General features: G+C 72.1%; 17 protein-coding genes. 10 read left to right on the top strand and 7 right to left on the bottom strand.

The window, feature by feature from the left end; translation table 11 throughout:
- Positions 1–151 precede the first annotated feature (151 nt).
- From eccCa to AB0E83_RS28745, 6 genes are all read left to right on the top strand, one after another.
- Positions 152–4,117: a type VII secretion protein EccCa gene (eccCa, locus tag AB0E83_RS28770; RefSeq protein WP_362118050.1), complete on the top strand. Its 3,966-nt coding sequence runs from the start codon at positions 152–154 to the stop codon at positions 4,115–4,117.
- Positions 4,118–4,128: 11 nt separating this feature from the next.
- Positions 4,129–4,659, top strand: a complete 531-nt coding sequence (locus tag AB0E83_RS28765; RefSeq protein WP_362118047.1) for a hypothetical protein — start codon at positions 4,129–4,131, stop codon at positions 4,657–4,659.
- A 97-nt stretch (positions 4,660–4,756) separates the two neighbouring features.
- Positions 4,757–5,398, top strand: coding sequence for a hypothetical protein (locus AB0E83_RS28760; RefSeq protein ID WP_362118044.1), 642 nt, complete (start codon positions 4,757–4,759; stop codon positions 5,396–5,398).
- A gap of 111 nt (positions 5,399–5,509) precedes the next feature.
- Entirely contained in the window at positions 5,510–6,010 is a 501-nt protein-coding gene (locus tag AB0E83_RS28755) for a hypothetical protein (protein ID WP_362118042.1), read from the top strand.
- Positions 6,011–6,038: 28 nt separating this feature from the next.
- Entirely contained in the window at positions 6,039–8,312 is a 2,274-nt protein-coding gene (locus AB0E83_RS28750; protein WP_362118039.1) for a hypothetical protein, read from the top strand.
- Positions 8,313–8,380: 68 nt separating this feature from the next.
- Positions 8,381–8,917, top strand: coding sequence for a hypothetical protein (locus tag AB0E83_RS28745; protein WP_362118036.1), 537 nt, complete (start codon positions 8,381–8,383; stop codon positions 8,915–8,917).
- Between the two features lie 611 nt (positions 8,918–9,528).
- Here AB0E83_RS28745 and AB0E83_RS28740 read toward each other — a convergent pair.
- The 7 genes from AB0E83_RS28740 to eccB form a co-directional block, all read right to left on the bottom strand.
- On the bottom strand, positions 9,529–9,825 hold the full coding sequence (locus AB0E83_RS28740) for a WXG100 family type VII secretion target (RefSeq protein WP_362118033.1): 297 nt from the start codon (positions 9,823–9,825) through the stop codon (positions 9,529–9,531).
- Positions 9,826–9,888: 63 nt separating this feature from the next.
- A complete protein-coding gene (locus AB0E83_RS28735) occupies positions 9,889–10,251 on the bottom strand; it encodes a WXG100 family type VII secretion target (protein WP_362118030.1) in 363 nt (120 codons plus the stop codon).
- An 84-nt stretch (positions 10,252–10,335) separates the two neighbouring features.
- Positions 10,336–11,646: a S8 family serine peptidase gene (locus tag AB0E83_RS28730; RefSeq protein WP_362118027.1), complete on the bottom strand. Its 1,311-nt coding sequence runs from the start codon at positions 11,644–11,646 to the stop codon at positions 10,336–10,338.
- A gap of 25 nt (positions 11,647–11,671) precedes the next feature.
- Positions 11,672–13,432, bottom strand: coding sequence for a hypothetical protein (locus tag AB0E83_RS28725; protein ID WP_362118024.1), 1,761 nt, complete (start codon positions 13,430–13,432; stop codon positions 11,672–11,674).
- Positions 13,433–13,438: 6 nt separating this feature from the next.
- A complete protein-coding gene (locus AB0E83_RS28720; protein ID WP_362118021.1) occupies positions 13,439–13,888 on the bottom strand; it encodes a hypothetical protein in 450 nt (149 codons plus the stop codon).
- A gap of 217 nt (positions 13,889–14,105) precedes the next feature.
- The gene (gene mycP, locus AB0E83_RS28715) at positions 14,106–15,350 is read right to left on the bottom strand and encodes a type VII secretion-associated serine protease mycosin (RefSeq protein ID WP_362118018.1); all 1,245 of its coding nucleotides are present in this window, start codon (positions 15,348–15,350) and stop codon (positions 14,106–14,108) included.
- An 11-nt stretch (positions 15,351–15,361) separates the two neighbouring features.
- The gene (gene eccB, locus AB0E83_RS28710; protein ID WP_362118015.1) at positions 15,362–16,891 is read right to left on the bottom strand and encodes a type VII secretion protein EccB; all 1,530 of its coding nucleotides are present in this window, start codon (positions 16,889–16,891) and stop codon (positions 15,362–15,364) included.
- 181 nt (positions 16,892–17,072) lie between these two features.
- Between eccB and eccE the strand changes: the two genes are divergently transcribed.
- The 4 genes from eccE to AB0E83_RS28690 form a co-directional block, all read left to right on the top strand.
- Positions 17,073–18,422 carry a type VII secretion protein EccE gene (eccE, locus tag AB0E83_RS28705; protein ID WP_362118012.1) on the top strand — a complete coding sequence of 450 codons (1,350 nt, stop codon included), beginning with the start codon at positions 17,073–17,075 and terminating at the stop codon, positions 18,420–18,422.
- Positions 18,419–19,138, top strand: coding sequence for a hypothetical protein (locus AB0E83_RS28700; protein ID WP_362118009.1), 720 nt, complete (start codon positions 18,419–18,421; stop codon positions 19,136–19,138). Before eccE ends, AB0E83_RS28700 begins: the two co-directional genes overlap by 4 nt.
- A gap of 209 nt (positions 19,139–19,347) precedes the next feature.
- Positions 19,348–19,581 carry a DUF397 domain-containing protein gene (locus AB0E83_RS28695; RefSeq protein WP_362118006.1) on the top strand — a complete coding sequence of 78 codons (234 nt, stop codon included), beginning with the start codon at positions 19,348–19,350 and terminating at the stop codon, positions 19,579–19,581.
- 489 nt (positions 19,582–20,070) lie between these two features.
- On the top strand, positions 20,071–21,297 hold a 1,227-nt coding region (locus tag AB0E83_RS28690; protein ID WP_362118003.1), incomplete at its 3' end, for an SCO5717 family growth-regulating ATPase.

Raw genomic sequence — 21,297 nt, 5'->3', positions numbered from 1 at the left:
TGCGATAGTTCATGGCCACGCAAATATTTCGGGCCACCCTACCGCCCACCCGTGACCCCGCACCAAAGTAGGATCCCTCCCCGCGGATGGATCCCGTCGCCACGGGGGCGTCTAGAGGAACTTTCCGTCCGGCAACGGAAATTGGTGAGCTGTGAGCCAGATCGTCGTCAAGCGCCCACCGCGGGCCCTGCCGTCAGAAGTGCCCGACGAGCAGGTGCAGTTGCAACCTCCGCCGGAGCTGCCCCGCGGGCAGCAGGAGGGCGCGCTGATGCAGCTCCTGCCGATGCTCGGCATGGGCGGTTCGGTGGTCTTCTTCTTCATGACGCCGAACCCGATCATGCGGATCATGGGCATGGTGATGATCGCGTCGACGGTGGCCATGGCCATCGCGATGCTGGTCCGCTACCGGAGGGGTACCCAGGGGCAGCTCGCGGACCTGCGGCGCGACTACCTGAAGTACCTGACGCAGACCCGCCGGACCGTGCTGCGGACGGCGCGCCTCCAGCGGGACGCGCAGTTCTACCTGCACCCGTCGCCGGAGCAGCTGTGGGCGCTGGTCGCCGAGGGCAGCCGGATCTGGGAGCGGCGGATCGGGGACGCCGACTTCGCGCAGGTCCGCGTCGGCCTGGGCAGCCAGCAGCTGGCGACCCCGCTGATCGCGCCCGAGACGGCGCCGGTGGACGAGCTGGAGCCGCTGACCGCGGGCGCGATGCAGCAGTTCCTCCACGCGCACGGCACCCTGGACGGCCTTCCGATGGCCGTGTCGCTGCGCGCCTTCTACCACCTGACGGTGAGCGGGGACCCGGACGCGGCCCGCTCCACGACGCGCGCCATGGTGGGTTCGCTGGCGGCGCTGCACTCCCCCGAGGACCTGGTGATCGTCGTCGCCACCGGTGACGGCGCCGCTCCCGCGTGGGAGTGGACGAAGTGGCTGCCGCACGTGCAGGCCACGGGGCCCGGTGACGGCGCGGGCAGCCGGCGGCTGATCACGACGGACGCGGGGGAGCTGGAGGACCTGGTCGCGGGCCGGCTGGAGGGGCGGCCGCGCTTCCAGGGGCCGAACCATCCGCTGCTCGACTTCCCGCACCTGGTCGTGGTGCTCGACGGGCAGTCGATCCCGCAGACCTCGGCGCTGGCCTCCCCGGAGGGCATCCAGGGCGTGACGATCATCGAGGTCGTGGAGGGCCGGGGCGCCGGTGCCCGCGGCGACCTGGCCGTGGTCGTGGAGGACGGCGCGCTGCGGCTGGAGTCGGGGCACGGGCACGTGTACGACGGGGTCCCGGACGGACTGAGCCCGGACGCGGCGGAGGCGCTGGCCCGGCAGCTCGCGCCGCTGCGGGTGGCGAGCGGTTCGGACGACGACGAGCCGCTCCTCGCCAACCTGGACTTCACCGATCTGCTGAACCTGGGCGACGCGGCCTCGATCGACGTGAGCCGCACCTGGCGGCCCCGGTCGCGGTCGGAGCGGCTGCGGGTGCCGATCGGCGTGGGCGAGGACGGCGTCCCGGTGATGCTGGACCTCAAGGAGGCGGCGCAGGAGGGCATGGGCCCGCACGGCCTGTGCGTGGGCGCGACCGGTTCCGGCAAGTCGGAGTTGCTGCGCACGCTGGTGCTCGGCCTGGCGGTGACGCACTCCTCGGAGACGCTGAACTTCGTCCTCGCGGACTTCAAGGGCGGTGCCACCTTCGCGGGCATGTCCCAGATGCCGCACGTGGCGGCGGTGATCACCAACCTGGCGGACGACCTCACGCTGGTGGACCGCATGGGCGACTCCATCCGCGGTGAGCTGAACCGGCGTCAGGAGATGCTGCGCGACGCGGGCAACTACGCGAACATCCACGACTACGAGAAGGCGCGCGCGGCCGGCGCCCCGCTCCAGCCCATCCCGTCGCTCGTCCTCGTCATCGACGAGTTCTCCGAGCTGCTGACGGCGATGCCGGACTTCATCGAGATGTTCGTGCAGATCGGCCGCATCGGCCGGTCGCTCGGCGTGCACCTGCTGCTGGCCTCGCAGCGCCTGGAGGAGGGCCGGCTGCGCGGCCTGGAGACGTACCTCTCCTACCGGATCGGTCTGCGGACCTTCTCGGCGGCCGAGTCCCGGGCGGCCATCGGCGTGCCCGACGCCTACTCGCTGCCGAACGTGCCGGGCTCCGGCTACCTCAAGTACGGCACCGACGAGATGGTGCGGTTCAAGGCGGCGTACGTCTCCGGCGTGTACCGCACCAACCAGCACGCCGCGGTGGCCGGCGGGCCGCTGCAGGTGGACCGGCGGCCGGTGCCGTTCACCGCGGCCCCGGTGCCGGTGCGCTACCTGGAGCCGGCGGAGCGGGCGCGGGTGCCCGAGGCCCGGTCGGCGGAGGACGACGCGCTGGCCGACTCGGTGCTCGACGTGATCGTGCGCCGGCTGGAGGGGCGCGGCGTCGAGGCGCACCAGGTGTGGCTGCCGCCGCTGGACAACCCGCCGGCGCTGGACTCGCTGCTGCCGGGGCTCGCCGGGGTGGAGGGCCGGGGGCTGACGCAGCCCGGGTACGAGGCGGCCGGGCGGCTCGTCGTACCGCTGGGCGTGGTGGACAAGCCGTACGAGCAGCGCCGCGACACCCTCTACCGGGACTTCTCGGGCGCGGCGGGCCACATGCAGATCATCGGCGGTCCGCAGTCCGGCAAGTCGACGCTGCTGCGGACCCTGATCTCGGCGTTCGCGCTGACGCACACCCCGCACGAGGTGCAGTTCTACGGCCTGGACTTCGGTGGTGGCGGCATGGCCTCGGTGGCGGGCCTGCCGCACGTCGGCGGGGTCGCCTCCCGGCTCGACCCGGAGCGGGTGCGGCGTACGGTCGCCGAGGTCTACGGCATCCTGTCGCGGCGCGAGGAGTACTTCCGCAGCGCGGGCATCGACTCGATCGGGACCTTCCGCAGGCTGCGGGCCCGGGGCGACATCCCGGTGACGGACCAGCCGTGGGGCGACGTCTTCCTGGTGATCGACGGCTGGGGGAACTTCCGCACCGAGTACGAGGGGCTGGAGCCGGCCGTCGTGGACATCGCGGCGCGCGGCCTCGGCTACGGCATCCACGTGGTCATCACGGCCTCGCGCTCCATGGAGGTCCGGGCCAACCTCAAGGACCACCTGATGAACCGGCTGGAGCTGCGGCTGGGCGACACGATGGACTCCGAGCTGGACCGCAAGATCGCCGCCAACGTGCCGACGGGCGTGCCGGGCCGCGGTCTGACGCCGGAGAAGCTGCACTTCATGGCGGCCGTCCCGCGCATCGACGGGATCAGCTCGGACAGCGACCTCGCCGAGGCGACGGCCGCGATGACGCAGGAGGTCACCCGGCACTGGACGGCGCCGGGTGCGCCGGAGGTCCGGCTGCTGCCGCGCGAGCTGGACGCGCACGCGCTGCCGGCGGGGTACGCGGAGCCGCAGCGCGGCGTCGCGTTCGCCATCGACGAGAACAACCTGGAGCCGGTCTTCGTCGACTTCGACCGCGATCCGTTCTTCCTCGTCTTCGGCGAGAGCGAGTCGGGCAAGTCGAACCTGCTGCGGCTGCTGATCAAGCAGATCACGGAGCGGTACGACGGGGCCTCGGCGAAGTTCTTCGTCATCGACAACCGGCGCGCGCTGCTCGACGTGACGCCGGCGTCCCACCTGGCCGAGTACGTGCCCATGTCGAACAACATGGAGCACCACGTGGACGCGCTCGCCGACCTGATGCGCCGCCGCTCGCCGTCGGCGGACGTCACGGCCCAGCAGCTGCGGGACCGCAGTTGGTGGTCGGGGCCGAACCTGTTCGTGGTCGTCGACGACTACGACCTGGTCTCCACGTCGAGCGGCAACCCGCTGTCGAAGCTGACGGAGCTGCTGCCGTTCGCGCGGGACGTGGGCGTCCGCTTCATCATCGCCCGCAGCGCGGCGGGCGCGAGCCGGGCGGCGTACGAGTCCTTCATGCAGCGCATGATGGAGCTCGGCGCGCAGGGCGTGCTCCTCTCCGGCGACCCGCAGGAGGGCGACGTCCTCGGCGGCGTCCGCATGCGCCCCATGCCGGCGGGCCGCGGCATCTACGTCTCGCGGCAGCGGGGCAACCCGCTGGTGCAGACGGGGCGGATGCCGGAGCTGTAGGGATGGGGACGATGGCGCTCCTGGCCGGGGTCCTCACCCTGCTGCTCGTGGCCTGCGCGTGCGGGGCCCTGGAGACGGCGGACCGGTTCTTCAGGAGGCCCCGCACCCTGGAGGCGCGCGCCGCCCTGCGTGCGCGCCACCGGCCCTGGCGGTGGGTCTTCGCGGCGCTGGCGGTGGGGGCGGCGTGGCAGTGCGTGGAGGCGTTCCGGGAGGCGGAGGCCTGGTCCGGGGCCGGGCGGGACGCTTCGGTCGAGCGGCTGGAGGCGGTGGCGGAGCACCTGGAGTCGGAGCCGAGGCTGAAGTTCCTCGTCGGCCAGGGTTCCTGGGGCGAGTACATCGAGGACGGGATCGGACGGCCCGGCGAGGAGCACGTCGTGACCCTCGTCTCCGCGGCCGGTGACACGGAACGCTATGCGGTGGACGGTGCGTGTCTGACGGTGACGGCGAAGGTCGCGCCCGGGCAGGCCCCGCCGAAGTACGCCCACCTGGACGACCGGCTGTACGAGCTGGACGCCGAGGTGGCGGGCGGGCCGTGCCCGTGAGGAAGCGGCCGCCGCAGCGGGCGGGCACGGCACGGACGGAAACAGGGACGGGGATGGGGACGGGGACGGGGACGGGGACGGGGATGGGGGTGCGGACGTGATCGGGGCAGCGGTCTTCGCCGGGATCTTCGCGGTCCTCTTCCTCGGCCTCGGCCTGTTCGTCGACCCGCGCGGGCTGTGGTGGCGCTTCCGGGCGCCGCGCCTCGCGGACCCGGAGGCGGAGGAACCCTCGTCGGCGTCGTTCACGGCGCGCCGGGTGATCCTCGTCGTACTCGGCCTCTTCATGGCCTGGCAGAGTTACGGCGCACTGCGCCTGGCGGGCGTCTTCGACTCGGCGCCCGACCACGAGGAGACCCTGCGGCGGGTGAAGGAGGCCGCCGAGCTGCTGGAGACGGAGGACGGCGACGGCCTGCGCAAGCTGAGGGGCCTGGAGGGCTCCTGGGGCGAATACATCAACCCGGTGCTGACGGGGCCGGAGGAGCTGGACCCCGTCGCACGGCTGGTCGAGGACGGGGAGAGCGGGGACGACAGGACCGGGGACGGTTCAGAGGCCCCGGGGAAGGACTCCGGACCGGAGTTCCGGGGCACGTCGGTCGAGCGCTATCAGGTCGACGGCATCTGTCTGACGGTGACGGCGACGCCGCTGCCGGGACAGTCCGAGCGGGATCACGCCCTGGATCTCGTGCGCTACTCCCTCCGGACCGACGTCGTGGACGATTTCTGTCCGGACGAACCGTGACGTCCGGCCGGCAGAACGATGGATTCCCGAGCGGTGAGGGTCCGGGGCTCCCGGACGGAACTCCCCGCATCGGTACGAGATGACGACAGTCCGCAAGGAGAGGTGAGATCCATGGCATGGGACGAGTGGGAGCAGCTGAAATCGTCGGCGGCCGAGCGGGACTCGGCGCGCATGCAGCTGAACGGGCTGCCGCCCGAGGACCGGCCGAACGCCGGCAATCCGTCGGGCGGTTTCCTGAAGGTGAACCAGCAGGACCTGGCCGCCATCGGCAACGAGGCGTTCAAGCTGTACAACCGGTTGTGGAAGGAGGCGCGCGTCACGTCCACGGACTCGGCGGCGTCCGACCTCAGCGGGCAGGGGTTCGCGCTCGGCGGGGCGCTGTCGCACGTGTCGCTGCGGTGGGACAAGCAGCTCGCGTCGGTGATGGACGCCTGTGCGCTGATCTCCAACCACATGGACTTCACGCAGAACGCGCACGCCGGTGACGAGATCTTCATCGAGCGGCACGTGAGCAGCATCCACACCCTCGACGCCGGTTTCGACGACGACTGGGCCAAGGCGGGGAAGCCGAACGAGATCTACAAGCCGGACCAGAAGGAAAAGAAGGACTGAGGACGGGGAAAGGGACAGGGAATAACCGATGGACTTCGAAGCCCTTCATTCGGCGAACTTCAAGCTGCTCGACGACACGGTCGGCGACTGGACGAGCATGCTGACCAAACTGCAGGCCCTCAAGAAGGACGCGCACGACGGACTGCACAAGAAGGCCCTCACGGCCGACTGGGCCGGCGACAACGCGGTCATCTCGCGCGAGTTCGTGGGCAAGACCGCGGGCGAGTTCGGCGACGCCGTCGTCCAGGCGACGTCGATCCGGGACATCATGCTGGACACCCGGGACGAGCTGAAGGCGCAGCAGCGGCTGCTCAAGGACGCGATAGAGCGCGGTCGGGGCAAGAACCTCACCGTCACCGTGAGCGGCGGAGGGTTCACGGTCAGCGAGAACCCCGACAAGAAGGCCCCGAACGGCCAGAGCGACGTCAACGCCCTGCGCGACGAGCTCCAGGGCATCCTCAACACGGCCACCGAGATCGACAACAGCGCCGCCACGGCGCTGAAGGCGCTCGTCGACCTGACGGACCACGGCTTCTCGGACGCCAAGTACGGCGACCGCGACTCGGCGGTCAACGCCGTCAAGGAGGCGGAGAAGCTGGCGGCCCTGGCGAAGAAGAAGACCAGGGACCTCACCCCCGAGGAGTTCGACGCGCTCAATGCCGGGCTCAAGAAGTACAGCGGCGACCCGATCTTCGCCGAGCACTTCGCCACCACGCTGGGCACCCAGGGGACGCTCGACTTCTGGGCCGGCATGAACGACCTGCGCGAGACCCACAAGCTCCGCGATCGTTTCGACCAGATGGACGACCTCCAGAAGAACCTGAGCCTCACCCTCGCCACCGCGACCCAGGCGGACTCGCCGGAGATGTCGCGGTGGAAGTACGACATGATCAACGCGGGTGACCAGCCGATCTCGAAGAACAGCACGACCCAGGGCTTCCAGGTGATGAGCAACCTGATGCGCTGGGGCAACTTCGACGACCAGTTCCTCAAGGACTACGGCACGAAGCTGATCGAGACCGAGAAGAAGGCGTCCGACAACGGCCGGCACGTCCCCATCGTGTGGCAGCGCATGGGCATGGACCCCTGGCTGAACCGTACGGGCACGGACACCGGCTCCGACCCGATGACCGGCTTCCTGGCGGCCCTCTCCAACAACCCGGACGCGGCGACGGACTTCTTCAGCGCGGACTTCGTCACGAAGGACGAGGACCACGACTTCGAGGAGGACGCCGACGGCAACGGCAAGAACGAGAAGCGGTCCCTGACCGTGTTCGACTACCTCTTCGAAGAGCGCGACTGGCCCCACGACACGAACGACAAGGGCAAGGACAGCACCGAGGGCCGCAACAACCTCGCCATGGCCCTGGAAGCGGCGACGACCGGCCACCCGGCCGGCCAGATGCCCACGGAGGAGACCCCGCCGCACAACAAGGACCAGGCGGAGCTCATGCAGAAGATCGTCGCCTCGGTCTCCGACGATCCCGAGCGGCTGACCAAGCACAGCTACATGTCGGACAGCATCGGGCAGATCACCTCCGAGTACCTGCCCGACATCAACCGGGCGATGTCCGACGACAGCCGCGGCAACACCGACAAGCTGTTCCCGATCGGCGGCACGCCGGCCGTCATGGAGCACTCGGACGTCACGCGCCTCCTGGTCACCCTGGGCCAGGACCCCAAGGCCAACGCGGCCATCGAGGTCGGCCAGGCCGCCTACATGGGCAGCCTCATGGACTACCACCTGAACCCGAACACGCCGGAGGACGCCAGGTACCCGCAGTCGCCGCAGAACACGATCGAGGAGATCTCGCGCCGCTCGGCCGAGATCGGCGGCACCCTGGCGGTCGGCCGCCAGGAGGCGATCGTCGGCCCGGCGGCCAAGGAGGCCAAGGACTTCGCGGACTCGGTGGCCCAGCAGAAGAACGCCTGGTCCGGCGCGATCAGCACGGGCATCGGCGTCGGTGTCAGCTTCATCGCGACCCCCGTCGGCGGCGCGGTCGCCAGCGGTGTCTCCAGCACGGTCAGCTCGATGGTGCTGGAGCACATCTTCCAGCAGTCCGAGACGGACGTGCTGAAGGACGCGGGCAAGGACGCGGGCAAGCTGTGGGAGGACAGCAAGGAGAAGAACATCGAGATGAGCCAGCTGGCGGCGGAGCAGGCGGCGAAGGCCCACGGCCTGCCGTACGCGGACCAGGTCGCCGACTGGGCCAAGTACGGCAGCGACAACGGCTTCAGCGACGCGTCGGACAACGCCCGTCACATGGCCGACGACCTGGAGACCGAGATCCAGCCCGGCTGATCCTCCTTCCCCTCGGGGCGCGCCGTCCGGTGCGGCGCGCCCCGCTCCCCCCGACCAGAAAGCACGTGATGAAGCACGCAAAGGCACGGACCGTGGCCGCCCTCGCGCTCGTCCTCCTCGCCTCCGGATGCTCCCAGCCGAAGGAGGAGAAGCGGGCCTTCGAAGTCCCGGACTCCCTGTGCGGCACACCGGTCCCCGCCGAGCTGCTGTCGCCCGTTCTTCCCGCGAGCGGCACGAAGATCGAGGAGGAGCGGAAGCCGGGGAAGGGCTATTTCAGCTGCAGGGTGGTGGTGGACGGCACGACCGTCCTGACGGCCGACTGGAACTGGACGGAGAAGGGGAGGACGCCCCGGTCGGTGGCGTACGACAACCCGTATCTGGACATCGCCGAGCACGAGGGCGGTGGCGGGAAGTACGTCTACTCGAGCACCGGCGGAGTCAGCCGTGTCACGTGCGACCCGGTGGTGGCGCACCGCAAGGGCAAGTACGAGCTGTTCGCGAGGGTCTTCGTCTCGGACGGCGAGAAGTCGGCTCCGGCCATGGAGAAGCTGATCACCACGTACGCGGAGGCGCTGTCGGCGTCGTCCGAGTGCGAGCAGAAGTAGCGGACGTGCGTGCGTCCTCGGGAGCCTCCGCAGACGGTGGCGTGGGCGCCCTTGGTGGGGGCGAAGTGGCGTCCAGCGGCTTCCGTACCTGACCCGTCACCGCTCGTCGGCGTGGCCCTCCGTCGCGGGCCTGCCGGGCGCCTTCGTGGGCGTGGCGCGGGTGTGACGTGGGGGTGGCTGCCGAGACGGATCGGGGTGGTGTGGGGGCGGTACACGGAGTCGCCGACGGTGGGCGGTCAGGGCCTGCCGGCCGGCCCGCGAGGGTCACCGCCCGGGGACGCCACGCTGCCGCCGTGGTCGGCGGGTGACTGGTTCGACCGGGTGTTCGTGGACCGCCGTTCGGCCGCCGCCGTCTTCAGCTCGTCCCCCTCTTCCTCCGCGTCCCACGCCATCGGCACGTCCTCTTCCTGTACCCCTCGGACAGTCCTGTCCGGTGCGACCTGGCGGGAGGGAGGTGGAGTTCGCGTGGGTCGCCTCAGCCAATTCCAGGCATGGGCAAGGGTGTTGGGGCGAAGGGGTCGGACGGGTTCCGTGGGTGTGCGGTCCCGGACGCGCGACAGGGTGGGCGCCTCCCGTGCACGCCCACCCTGTTGCCGTCATGCGGCTTCGGTCTAGAAGAAGCCCGCGGCGCGCTTGTCGCCCGCCTGGTAGGCCGGGGCGGCCTGGCGGACGGCCTTGGAGATGCTCGTCAGCGCGTTGTGGATCGCGCGGGTCTCCTGGTCCCACTTGGCGTGGGCGGAGTCGGCGGCGGTCTTCGCCTCACCCTCCCAGGTGCTGGAGACCGAACGGATCCGGGTCTGGATGTCCTCCAGGGCCTGGTCCAGACGCTTCGCCTGCGCGTCGATCTGGTTCGCCGCGTCGTCGAGCGACGCGTACGTGACGAGCATGATGCCGTCGTTGCCGGCCATGTTCCCTCCGGTTTTCGGTGGTGTCGTTCAGGTTGGGTTGGTGCAGGGGCTCCGACCGGAAGGTCAGAGGCCGGCGATGCCCGAACGGGCCGCCTTCTCGGCGCCCGCGTCGCCGGAGAAGCCCGCGGTCACGTCGACGCCGCGCAGGGCCGCCTCGACCTCGTCGTCGGTGTTGCTGGAGGTCGTCCGGGTGACCTGGATGGCCTCCTGGAAGTTCAGCATCAGCTTGGCGATCCGCACCATGCCCTGGTTGATCTCGGTCTGCTTGGCGTCGAAGGCGCCGGCGCCGATGCCCTTCCAGCGGCCTTCGAGGCTGTCGATGACGCCCTGGAGGGCCTGGAGCTGCCCCTTCACGTCTTCGAACTTGCGGGTGAGCTCGTCCTGGAAATCCTTGAGACTCTGATCGCCAACCTTCAAGACTGACATGTGTCGCTCTCCCTTTCTCGGGTTCTCTGTTGAGGCCGCCTCCGCAGGTTCGCGCGGACGCGGTGAGGCTTGTGTGGGGTGCCGTCAGGCGGTGCGCCGCCGGCGTGCGAGGACGACGCCCACGGCGGCGAGGACGACCACGGCCGCGGCGGCGATGCCGATGACGAGGCCGGTGTTGCCGCCGTCGTCCGTGTCCGCCGCCGCGTTCTCCGTGGAGCCTGCCACAGGCGCGCCGGACGTCTGCTCGCCGTCGGGAGCTTGTGTCGAAGCTGTTGCGGACGGGGCGGCGGTCGACCCGCCGGAGGACGAGGACGAGGACGACGCGGACGCCGTCGCCGACGGGGTCGCACCGGCGGCTCCGCCGGTGGGCGTGTTGGTCAGGGGGTTGATGTTCGGGTCGCCCGGCTCGCCCTCGCCGCGCGAGACGTGGGCGTTGGGGCGGACGATGCCGTGACCGAGGTAGTTGCTGACCGTACCCGGCTCCCAGCCGTCGCCGCGCGCGGCGGAGTCGAGCATGACGCGGAGGACCTGGTTCGCCGTCCAGTCGGGGTGCATGGACCAGATGAGGGCGGCGGAGGCGGAGACGATGGCGGTGGAGAAGCTGGTGCCGTCGCTTGTGCAGTACTTCGTGAGGCTCTTGTCGCAGTAGCCGGGGAGTTGGCTTCCCGGGGCGGCGATGTCGATGTAGTCGCCGTGCTGCGAGTACTTGGCCACCGAGCCGTCACGACCGCTCGCCGCGACGGCGACGGCTTCGGGATAGCTCGCCGGATAGTTCTTCTTGTTGCCCTTGAGCGCTTCGTTACCCGCGCTCGCGAACAGCAGCTTTCCCTTGCTCTGGGCGTACTTGACCGCTTCGCGCTCGCCTTCGCTGTAGTACTCGGAGCCGATGGAGAGGTTGATGATCTGCGCGTCGCTGTCCGCCGCCGCCTTGATCGCCTCCTCCACGTCGAAGGCGTTGACGGCCTGCTCGTTCTGCCGCTCGGTGTCGGCCACGCGGTACGGAATCACCTTGGCGTCAGGGGCCAGCCCCTTGATGCCGCCGCCCGCTCCCGATCCGACGATGGTCTCGGCGATGGACGTGCCGTGGCCCGAGTAGTCGTCCGTCTCGTCGCCCTTGCTCTCGGAAGCGTCCCAGCCCTTCAGGACTTTGCCCTTGAGCGAGGGGGTGTCCGGATCGACACCGCTGTCGATGACGGCGACCGTGATGCCCTTTCCGGTCGTCTTCTTCCAGATCTCCTCGGCCTTCATGGCATCCAGGTACCACTGCTGCGACCGCGCGTCGGCGGCGACCGCCGTCGGAGCGACCCCGACGAGCGACGTCGTCAGCACCGCGATCGCCGTGGTGCCGAGGAGCGCCCGCCGGAGCCTGCCGCTCTCGATCATTCGTGCCGTCATCCTGACTTCCGAGCCTTCCGAGTGGTTAGTCGATCACCGGCGGTACCGCGCCGCGCCGACGGTTCGTCCAGGTCTCTTCGTCTTCCGTCAGGTAATCGGGACGCGAAGAGCCGTCGCGGTCCTGTTCGTCGCGGTCCGGGCGCTGGGTGCCACGGCCGCCCATGCCTCGGGGGCTCCCGACCACTCCGTTGGAGCTGGGGGTGCCCCGGCCGGCGGAACGCTGAGGACCCTTGCCGTTGTTGGCGCCGACGACTCCGGCCTGGCTGGGGCGCGCTCCGGCCGTACGGCCCGCGGCCGGGCCCTCGCTGCCGACGACGGTGCCCCTCGGGATCCGCGATCCGGTGCTTCCGCCCGTGGTGCGCTGCGGGGTGCCGCCCACGATGGGGTTGGCCCTGCCGCCGGCCGTACGCCCGGTGACGGGCTGGCCGGGACGGCCGGCCTGCGGCGTGGCGCGTCCTGCCTGCGTGGACTGGGCGGTGGCCGGCGGTCCGCCGGCACGGCCCATGGGGCCGCTGTTGCGGCCCGCCGCCGGAGAGCTCGTCGGGCCACCCGGACGGCCCACCGCGGGAGAGCTCGTCGGGCCACCCGCACGGCCCATCGCCGGGGAGCTCGTGGGGCCACCCGCACGGCCCATCGCCTGGGGGCCCTTCGGCCCGCCGGCGCGGCCGACCGCCGGCGAGGTCGTCGGCCCGGCCGGGCGGCCGAAGCTGGTCCGGCCGGTGGCGGTACGCGGCCCACCGGGGTTTCCGGTGATCTTGGGGCCTCCGGTGCGCGGCGGGGTGCCGAGCGTGACCGGCGGAGGCATCGCGGGGCCGGGCGGGGGCGCGGTGTTGGTGGGCGCCGTCGGGGTGGGCGGAGTGTTCGTGATCGTGGGGGCCGGAGGCGTGGCGACCGTGTCGATCTGGACCTTCGTGCCCGACGGCTGTTCGCGGATCGGCTCGGAGCGGTCGAGTGCGTCACCCGTGCGGGGCATCGTCGCGGTGGTGCGGTCCTCGACGGCGCCGATGCGTCCGGAGGACTCCCCCGACAGACTGCCGCGGGAGGAACTCCCGCCCGATTCCCCGGATCCGAATTTCCCACCGAGCGGCTTCGGCACCGGCGCCTTGTACGCCTCCGGCGGCTTCGGCATCTCCTGCCCCGCCAGGGTGCTCTGCGAGACCGCGTAGAACGAGGCCAGGCGGTTCATCTGGTTGATGGCCTCCTGGCGGTCCTTCTCGACCTGGACGGCCTTCTCGTAGTCCTCTTTCTTCTCGGTCTTCTCGAGCTCCGTGAATTCCGAGGGCTTCTTCTGGACGGCGCGGGTGTCGCGCGGCGGCTTCGCGTTGCGGACGGAGGTCAGGCCGGTGCTGGCGACCTTCATCTGGGCGCCGACCGCGTTGGCGACCTTGCCGATGTTCCAGGCGTAGCTCACGACGTCGGAGCCGTACCGCTGGAACTCGGTGGCGGCCTCGCCCTCCCACTTCACGCTGCGGATGAAGCCGTTCAGCTCCTTGGCCGCCGCGTTGAGGGACTCCTTCGCGCTCTCCAGGGCCTCGCCGGCCTGCTCCAGGTCGGCGGGGTTGGCGCTGTCGAGGAGGTCGAGCATGTCGTTGAGCCGGTGGTTCTCGAAGGAGGTCGAGCCGAAGACGCTTCCCTTGGGGCCGATGCCGAGGGGGAGGATCTCGTCCAGGTTCTCCAGGAAGTTCGTCGCTCCGTAGACCGCCTGGATGTCGGCCTTGTCCTGCGCCTGTTCCTGCTCCTGAGGGGTCAGGTTCGGGTTCGGCTTCGGGTTCTTCTCGTCACTCATCGGTCGTCACCCGATACCTTCCGTCGAGGACTCGGTCTCATTGCGCCGTGCGTCGGGCTGCGCCGGGACCTTGCTCCGCGCCTCTTCCTCGCGCCGGATCGCCTCGGCGCGCTCCTCGCCGAGCCGCGCCTGGATGTCGTGGAACCGCCGGCGCTGGTCCTCTTCCACGTTCTGGTAGCCGACGTCGGCCGCGTGGACGCCGATCTGGAGGAGTTCGATCTGGCCGCTGAGGGACTTCGACAGGGCCACGAGCGAGCTGTGGACCCGCTCGTACTCCGTGAAGAAGCCGTCCGCCTCGGCGAAGGCGATCCTCCCCGTGCCGAACGAGCCGCGCGTCACGCGCCGCTGTCCCAGCTGCGCGGCGCCGCCGGCGCTCGCCTCCAGGTTCTTGATGACGCCGTCGACCTTGTCGCGGAACTTCTTCAGCTCGCCTACGCCCGTCTCGAGGTCACTCACCGTCGCCGCCCCCGTCACCCGTCACGTGAAACACGAGCCAATCCTCCCCGTTTGCTCCTGCTGCCCTGCATTGCGATCGTGGCGACTCGCCATCCACCGATCGCGCGCGTACCACTCTAGTGATTGCGACTGACAGCCCCAAGTCTCTTGTTCGTCACGAGACTTCTTCAGTTCATTTGTCACGATCGACGCTATCAGCCGTGTGCGTCTGCAATGATCACCGGGCCGCCGTGGCGGTCCTTCGCCTCCGGTGATCCCGTACCGCCACCGCCACGCCCGCGATCGCCGCCACGAGGACGCCGCCGCTGACGACCACGTAGGTCGCCAGGCGGGCCGCGCGCTGTTCGGGGGTCTCGCCGAGGTGGACGGCGGCCGGGGTGGGGGCCTCGGCGCGGGTCAGGCCCTCGTGGGCGACGGGCTTCTCGATGGGCCTGTCGTCCTCCGTCAGGGCCCTGACCGGGTCGACGACGCCCCAGCCGACGAGGCGGTCGTGGCCGGCGACCGAGCGTTCGGCGGTCTGCTGGATCTGGGCGACGATCTGCTCCTGGGTCCAGTCCCGGTGCTTGGCCTTGATCAGGGCGGCGAGGCCGGCGACGTACGGGGCGGAGAAGCTGGTGCCGTTGTCGGCGCAGTGGCCGCCGCCGGGGACCGTGGAGACCATGTCGACGCCGGGCGCGGCCACGCCGACGAAGTCGCCGGACTGGGAGAACTGGGCGCGTTCGTTGTTGCGGTCGGACGCGGCGACGGCGAGGACGCCCGGGTACGAGGCGGGGTAGGTGCTCTTGACGTTGCCGCCCAGGCCGTCGTTGCCCGCCGAGGCGACGACCACGATCTCCTTCTCCAGCGCGGCGCGGACGGCCTGTTCCAGGAGCGGGGTGGGCTTCACCGCGTTCGCCGTGTCCTGGGAGATGTTGATCACGTCCGCCTTCTTGTCGACGGCGTGCCGGATCGCCCTCGCGAGCGTCTCCGCGGTGCCGTTGCCGTCGGCGTCGTTCTGCTGGACGGGGATGATCGTGGCGTCCGGGGCGAGGCCGACGAAGCCGGTGCCCTTGGCGGGGCGGGCGGCGATGATGCCGGCCACCTTGGTACCGTGGCCGACGGTGTCGGTGGTGCCGTTCTCCTTGCCGCGCTTGAGCTTGTAGCCGTTGGCGTCCTTGGCGTCCTTCGGGATCAGGTTGATCCCGCTCCCGGCGTCCACGGCCTTGGCCAGTTGCGGGTTCCGCACGTCGACGCCGGTGTCGATGACCGCGACGCGGACGTTCTTGCCGGTGGACTGGGCCCACAGCTCGTCGAGCAGCACGCGCTGGAGCGACCAGGGGCGGCCCTCGTACATCTTGCTGGGGTAGGTGCACTGGCCGCCGTCGTCGGCGGCGGCGGTGGGCGCGGCGGAGAGCGGCAGGCCGAGGCCGCAGAGCGTCGTCGCGGCCGCGAGGACCAGGGGGTGCCGGAGCGGGTGCCTCATCGTCGCCCCCCTCACGAGCCCTGCGGCTGGCGCGCGCCGCCCGTGGACAGGCGGGGGCCGGTGGGCAGGAAGGTGGACCACTCGGCGGGGACGGGCAGCGGCTCGACGTTCTTGTAGCCGAGGCGGTTCTGCGCCTGCTGGGCCTCGGCCTGGCGGGCCTGCTTCTCCTCCTCCGAGCCGGAGGAGCCGATGCCGGAGTCGTCGGTGGCGGTGTCGCCGTTGGACTGCATCGCGTAGCGCAGGCCGGTGTCGGTGACGAGGAAGAGGAAGCCGGTCCTGGTGGTGGAGCCCTTGAACTGGCGGAAGAGCTGGCCCGAGCCGGGGGTGACGTACGCGCTGCTGGAGCCGGTCGGCAGGGTGGCGGGGAAGTCCTCGCCCGCCCACGTGCTCAGGGTGGTCCGGCCGTTGTCCGGGTCGACCTCGCGCAGCACGTTGCAGACGGTGTTGCGGCTGCCCTCGGCGGTGCCCGCCTCGTTGACGGGGACCGGTACGGCCTCCGGCCACTCCTTGTCCCCGCCGAAGGGGCCGCCGGGCCGGAACGCGCCGCCGCTGACCGAGGTGGCCTGGCCGTTCTGGCCGAGGTCGACGAGCTGGCGGCTGTTGAGCAGCAGCTTGGCGGTGAAGTCCGAGACGGGGGCGACCCGGTCCTGGAGCACGACGTACATCTGCTTGCGGGTGCCGTCCGTCGCGGACAGCACCATGCCGACCTTGCCGACCTCGGGCGACAGGCCGCCGACCTCGGCGGGGGCGCCCGCCCGGCCGGGGACGGTGGGGAAGGAGATGGTGTCGCCCTTGTGGAGGGTGTTCAGCCACGCCTCCGAGACGCGCTGGGCGGCGCGGCCCTGGCCGACGAGCTGGCGCAGCAGCAGTTCGTCCTTCTCGACGGGGTACGCGGTCCCCCGGGCGTCGACCACGTACCGCGTGCGGTCGGGGGCGGGGCCCTCGACGTACAGGAGCTGGCCGCCGGTCAGCCGCTCGGGGCCGTCGGTCTTCGCCTCCTCGCGCGCGGCGAGGACGAAGGCGGCCTTCTGGATGGCCCGGCCGCCTTCGCCGGGCCGCTCGCACACGGCCCAGCGCTTGGCGGTGCCGGCCTCCTTCTCGGAGGGGAGGCGGTCGGGGGCGTAGGGGATGCCGAGGGTGGCGCCGTGCGGGATCTTTCCGCTGTCGAGCACGGACTCGGCGACGGTGATGATCTTGTCCTTGTCGGGGTCGAGCAGCAGCTTCGCCGACGACATGTTGAGGACGGGGTGGAGCTGGGTCTTGTCGCCGGTCTTGAGGACCACGTACCGCGTGGTCGACTTGTCGGCGATGATCACGTTCTGGCCGGGCTTGTCCCAGTCCTTGGGGGCGACGGGCTTGAACATGCCCCAGGCGCCGAAGACCGCGAGGATCACCACGCCGACGATGGCGCCCGGCACCACCGCGCGCAGCGGGCGGGGGGCGCCTTCCTCGGAGCCGGTCGAGTTCGGCTGCACGAACTGCGCGACCAGCCTTCGCTTCGCGAAGGTGTAGGCGTTCAGCTCATCCCGTCGTGATGCCATCTGAAGTGTCGTCCCTCTCCCCGCCGGCCGACCAGGTTGCCACACTCGACGGGCCCGTCCGCCGTCGCGTCGCCCCCTACTATGCCTGGCGGCACCCGTGTCTCACCGCTCAGGTAGGGTGATCGCCCGGTCAACGCCCAAGGGAATTCGGCTATTACGGACACGAGGGGGCAACGCGGCGATGGGTACGGCGACGCGTGCGCGCGACGGGCGGCGGACCAGCGGCCGAGCGCCTCAATCTTCCCGACGGCAACGCAGCAACGAGCGCGGCGGGGCTCCCGGGCCGGGGGCCCCGCGGGCCGTCCCGGCGACGACGACGCTCCGGCCGCTGTCGCGCACCGGCCGGATCGGTCCGGTGCAGCTCCGTCAGCTGGTGCTCGTCGAGTCGGCGCTCGCCCTGGTGGCCGTCGGCTTCGTGCTGGGCGGCCTCTGGCTCGTCCCGACGTGCGTCGCCGCCGGTGTCCTCGTCCTCCTCGCGGTGATACGCCGCCGGGGCCAGGCCGTGCAGGACTGGATGGGGACCGCGCTCGCGCTGCGGTCGCGCCGGCGGGACACCGCCCCGGCCGCGCCCGACGGGGACCCCTCGCTCGCGCCGGTGACGGAGAGCGTGCGGGGCTTCGGCGCCTCGCCGTACGTCGACCGGAACCACCGCACGGTCGGCATGCTGGGCGACGGCTCCTTCCTCACCGCCGTGCTGCGGGTCGAGGCGAGCGGGTCGGCGCTGCGGCCGGTCTTCGGCGCGCGGGCCTTCCCGCTGACCCTCCTCGGCGACGCCCTGGAGGTCGACGACATCGTGGTCGAGTCGGTGCAGCTGGTGCAGCAGGTGCGGCCGGCTCCGGCGCCGCACCTCCCCCAGCAGTCCGTGGCCCGGCTCTCGTACACCCCCCTCCAGGAGCGGACCGGGGCGCCCGCGCTGCGGCTGACCTGGGTGGCGGTGAAGCTGGACCCGGAGCGGTGCAGGGAGGCGGTCGCGGCGCGCGGCGGCGGCCTGGAGGGCGCGCAGCGGTGTCTGGTGCGGATCGCGGACCATCTGGCGAGCCGGATCACCGGCGCCGGTTTCCAGGCGGTCGTCCTGGACCAGGAAGAAGTCAACTCGGCGATCGCGACGGCGGCCTGCACGAGCCCGCACGCGGCCGCCCGGGCCGGCCGGACCGGCGCGGCGCCCCAGCGGCGGACGGCCGAGACCTCCCGGGTCTGGCGGTGCGACGACCGCTGGCACACCACGTACGCGGTCGGGCGCTGGCCCGAGCTCGGGCGGGGCGCGGCGCCGCTGCCGCGACTGGTCTCGCTGCTGACCTCGGTGCCCGCATACGCAACGACGTTCAGCCTCACCGTCCGGGGCGGGGCGCGGCAGGGCACGATGGAGGTCGGCGGCCACGTCCGGGTGACCGGCGGCTCCGACAACGAACTGGTCCGGGTGCGGCGGACCCTGGAGCAGGCGGCGCGCGCCGGGAAGGTCGGCCTGCTGCGGCTGGACCGCGAGCAGCTGCCGGGTGTGCTGGCGACGATGCCTCTCGGGGGTGCTCGATGACGTTCCGCGGTGGAGCGGTGAAGGGGCTGCGCGGTCTGATCGGCCCGCGGCACGCGGGGCACACCGTCCCGGCGGCCGAGCTCGGCGCGCTCTCCCTGCCGGTGGGCGACGACGGCGTGGTGATCGGCGAGGACTCCGAAGGGCGGGCGCAGCTGGTGGGCTTCCACCGCTCGACGCCGTACGACGTCCTCCTGATCGGCGGTCTGTGGACGGCGCAGGTGCTGGCGCTGCGCGCCGCCGCGACCGGCTCCCGGGTCGTGGTGGAGACCGGCCGCCCCCACGCGTGGGTCGGCCTCGCGCAGGCGGCGGGCGCGGGTCTGGAGTGCATCACGCTCCACGACGTGGGCCGGGTCCCGCCGTTGGGCGCGACCGTCGGCAGCCCGGCGGTCGTGGTGCGGGACTGCGGCATGCGGCCGCCGCGCGGACGGGTCGTCTCCTCGCCGTGGCAGTCCGTGCTGACCCTCCTGCCCTACCTCAGCCCGGTCGCCCCGCGGCTGATGCGCGCGGCCACGCTCGTCGGCGTCCAGCGGGTCTCGCCGCAGGAGGCCCAGCAGACCGGCCGCATCCTGGGCCTGACGCAGAACGAGGTCGACGCGCTGCCGACGCTCGCGGACGGCGTGACCCTGTGGTGCGCCGGCGGCGAGCGGCACTGGGTGATCACCACCGCCACGGACGCGGAGTCGGGCCTGCTCGGCGCGGCCCGCCGCATGGACTGAACCGCGCGGTACGGGAACGCGGCACGGGGCCCGATACGGGCGCGGGCGGGTGCGTGGGGACGTGTGCGGACGCGGTGGGGATCGTCCGAAGGGCCCCCGCGCGCGGGCCCGACTCCCTACTATTTCTCCTGGTGGCACGGGGCGGGCCCAACTGCCCGGCGCCACGGGACACATGGTCCGCCGACAGGCCGTGAGCGAAAGGAACCCCCATGGGGAGCGCGCAGGAGAAGGACGAGTTGTACGCCCTCGACATCTCGGACGTCGAGTGGATCGGCGCCCCCGGCACGAGCCCGGACGAGGAGCGCGTCGAGATCGCCCATCTGCCGGGCGGTGCCGTCGCCATGCGTTCCTCGCTGGACCACGACACCGTGCTGCGGTACACGGAGGCCGAGTGGACGGCGTTCGTGCTCGGCGCGCGGGACGGCGAGTTCGACCTGCGCTGAGGCCGGCCGCCGCCGCGGAGGCGCGCGGGACGGCGAGGAGCGTGACGAACCGGCGGTCGCGGCCCGAGCGAGGGTCCGCGGCCGCCGGTTCGTCACGTCGCCCGTCCCCGCGGCCGTCACGTCACCCGTCACCCCGTTCGCTTCGTCACCCCGTTCGCTTCGTCACCCGTTCGAACGGGAGCGCGCGTCCGAGCGCGCACCACCGTGCGGATCGGGGCTTTTCTCCGGCTCGTACGGGTTCGGGCCGTGCGCTTCCTCACGCTCCGCCGCACCGGCGTCACCCTGGCCCGGCACGCGGCGGAAGGGACGGCCTCCGGGAGAGGACGGGCCTGCCGCGGTGGCGTTGCGGGCGTTTAGGGTGGGTGGGGGCGCGGCGGAGGATCCCTCGGAACGTTCGCCGGGTCCGAGGGGAGAGCCGGCCGATCGGCAGTGAGACGGTGGCCCCGACGCACGACGGCACAAGGGTGCTCGACCACACCAGGAGGCAAAGTGAACGGCGATCGCGACGACATCCGCGGGGGCTGGGACGTGCCCGCCGACGAGTCCGACGCGGATCCCGCCGAGATGACGGGTGAGTTCACCATCGACTACACCCCGCCCGCCTGGTACACGCAGAGCGCGCCGGGCGGTCCGGGGGGCGCCGGTGTCACTCCCCCGCCGCCGACGGGTGCGCCGCTCGCGGTTCCCGGCGTGCCCCCGGGCGGCTTCCAGCCCGGCTGGACGCACAACCCGCCGCCGGTGCCGGGCCAGGCGCCCGCGCCCGTCCCCGGACAGGTTCCGGGGACCCCCGGGGCCCCCGGGCAGGCCCCCGGCCAGACGGCCGGACAGTTCCCCGGTCAGGTCCCGGGACAGATGCCGGGGCAGATGCCCCATCAGGTCCCTGGTCAGGTTCCTGGTCAGGTTCCTGGTCAGGTCGCCGGACAGGTTCCGACCCCCGGGCCGTACGGGGCGTACGGCCCCGAGGCCGGTACGCCCGGCACGCCCGTCGCACCGCCCGCGTACCCGGGTGCCGCGCCCGCCCCCGCCCCCGCGCCCGGCGCGCCCTTCGGCGGCGGGGACCTGGAGAGCGGCGCCACCATGCGCTTCAACCCGGCGGCGCTGCGGCCCGACGCGGCCGCGCCGCAGCCGGCCCCCGCCCCGGCCGGCCCCCTGCCGGGGTCCCCCGAGGCCGCGGGCCTGGCCCGCGCCGACGTCCCTCCGGTCCCCGCCCCCGACGCGTCCGCCGGTGACGGGGCGGACGGCACCGCTCCGGACGGGGCGCCGGCCCCGGAGGCCGGAGCCGGCACCGCCGCGGCCCCCGCCGGTGAGCAGGACGAGCGGGACGGGCACCGGACCGACCCCCGGGCCGAGACCGAGCACGACGCCGAGGACGACACCGGCGCCGAGGACGCGGACGAGGACGAGGACGAGACCCCGGCCGAGGACGGCGGCGAGGACGCGGCCACGACCGGCGCCGAGCCCGAGGCCGGAACCGAGGACGCGGCCCGGGCCGGGACCGCGGCCGAGCACGAGGACGAGACCCCGGCCGAAAACGAGACCCCGGCCGAGGGCGCGGCTCCGGCGGAGGGCCGGGAGGACGGCGCCGCCGGAGAGCCCGCCGGCTCCGCCCCCGTCGACTCCGCCCCCCTGCCCGCCGCCGCTCCGCTGCCCGCCGAGGGCACCCCGGCCGACGCGGCCGCCCGGGCCGCCGTGCCCGGCGCCCCGGGGGCCTTCCCC

The organism is Streptomyces sp. NPDC035033, assembly GCF_040636735.1.
Classification (GTDB): Bacteria; Actinomycetota; Actinomycetes; order Streptomycetales; family Streptomycetaceae; genus Streptomyces.
The sequence above is the reverse complement of the archived record's forward strand: the minus strand, read 5'-3'. Positions and strand labels throughout refer to the sequence as shown.

Coding starts and splice junctions, on each gene's coding strand:
- AB0E83_RS28745 (WP_362118036.1), top strand. CDS start 8,381: ATGAAGCACGCAAAGGCACGGACCGTGGCCGCCCTCGCGCTCGTCCTC.
- AB0E83_RS28765 (WP_362118047.1), top strand. CDS start 4,129: ATGGCGCTCCTGGCCGGGGTCCTCACCCTGCTGCTCGTGGCCTGCGCG.
- AB0E83_RS28750 (WP_362118039.1), top strand. CDS start 6,039: ATGGACTTCGAAGCCCTTCATTCGGCGAACTTCAAGCTGCTCGACGAC.
- AB0E83_RS28730 (WP_362118027.1), bottom strand. CDS start 11,646: ATGACGGCACGAATGATCGAGAGCGGCAGGCTCCGGCGGGCGCTCCTC.
- AB0E83_RS28695 (WP_362118006.1), top strand. CDS start 19,348: ATGGGGAGCGCGCAGGAGAAGGACGAGTTGTACGCCCTCGACATCTCG.
- AB0E83_RS28740 (WP_362118033.1), bottom strand. CDS start 9,825: ATGGCCGGCAACGACGGCATCATGCTCGTCACGTACGCGTCGCTCGAC.
- mycP (WP_362118018.1), bottom strand. CDS start 15,350: ATGAGGCACCCGCTCCGGCACCCCCTGGTCCTCGCGGCCGCGACGACG.
- AB0E83_RS28755 (WP_362118042.1), top strand. CDS start 5,510: ATGGCATGGGACGAGTGGGAGCAGCTGAAATCGTCGGCGGCCGAGCGG.
- eccE (WP_362118012.1), top strand. CDS start 17,073: ATGGGTACGGCGACGCGTGCGCGCGACGGGCGGCGGACCAGCGGCCGA.
- eccB (WP_362118015.1), bottom strand. CDS start 16,891: ATGGCATCACGACGGGATGAGCTGAACGCCTACACCTTCGCGAAGCGA.
- AB0E83_RS28700 (WP_362118009.1), top strand. CDS start 18,419: ATGACGTTCCGCGGTGGAGCGGTGAAGGGGCTGCGCGGTCTGATCGGC.
- AB0E83_RS28725 (WP_362118024.1), bottom strand. CDS start 13,432: ATGAGTGACGAGAAGAACCCGAAGCCGAACCCGAACCTGACCCCTCAG.
- AB0E83_RS28735 (WP_362118030.1), bottom strand. CDS start 10,251: ATGTCAGTCTTGAAGGTTGGCGATCAGAGTCTCAAGGATTTCCAGGAC.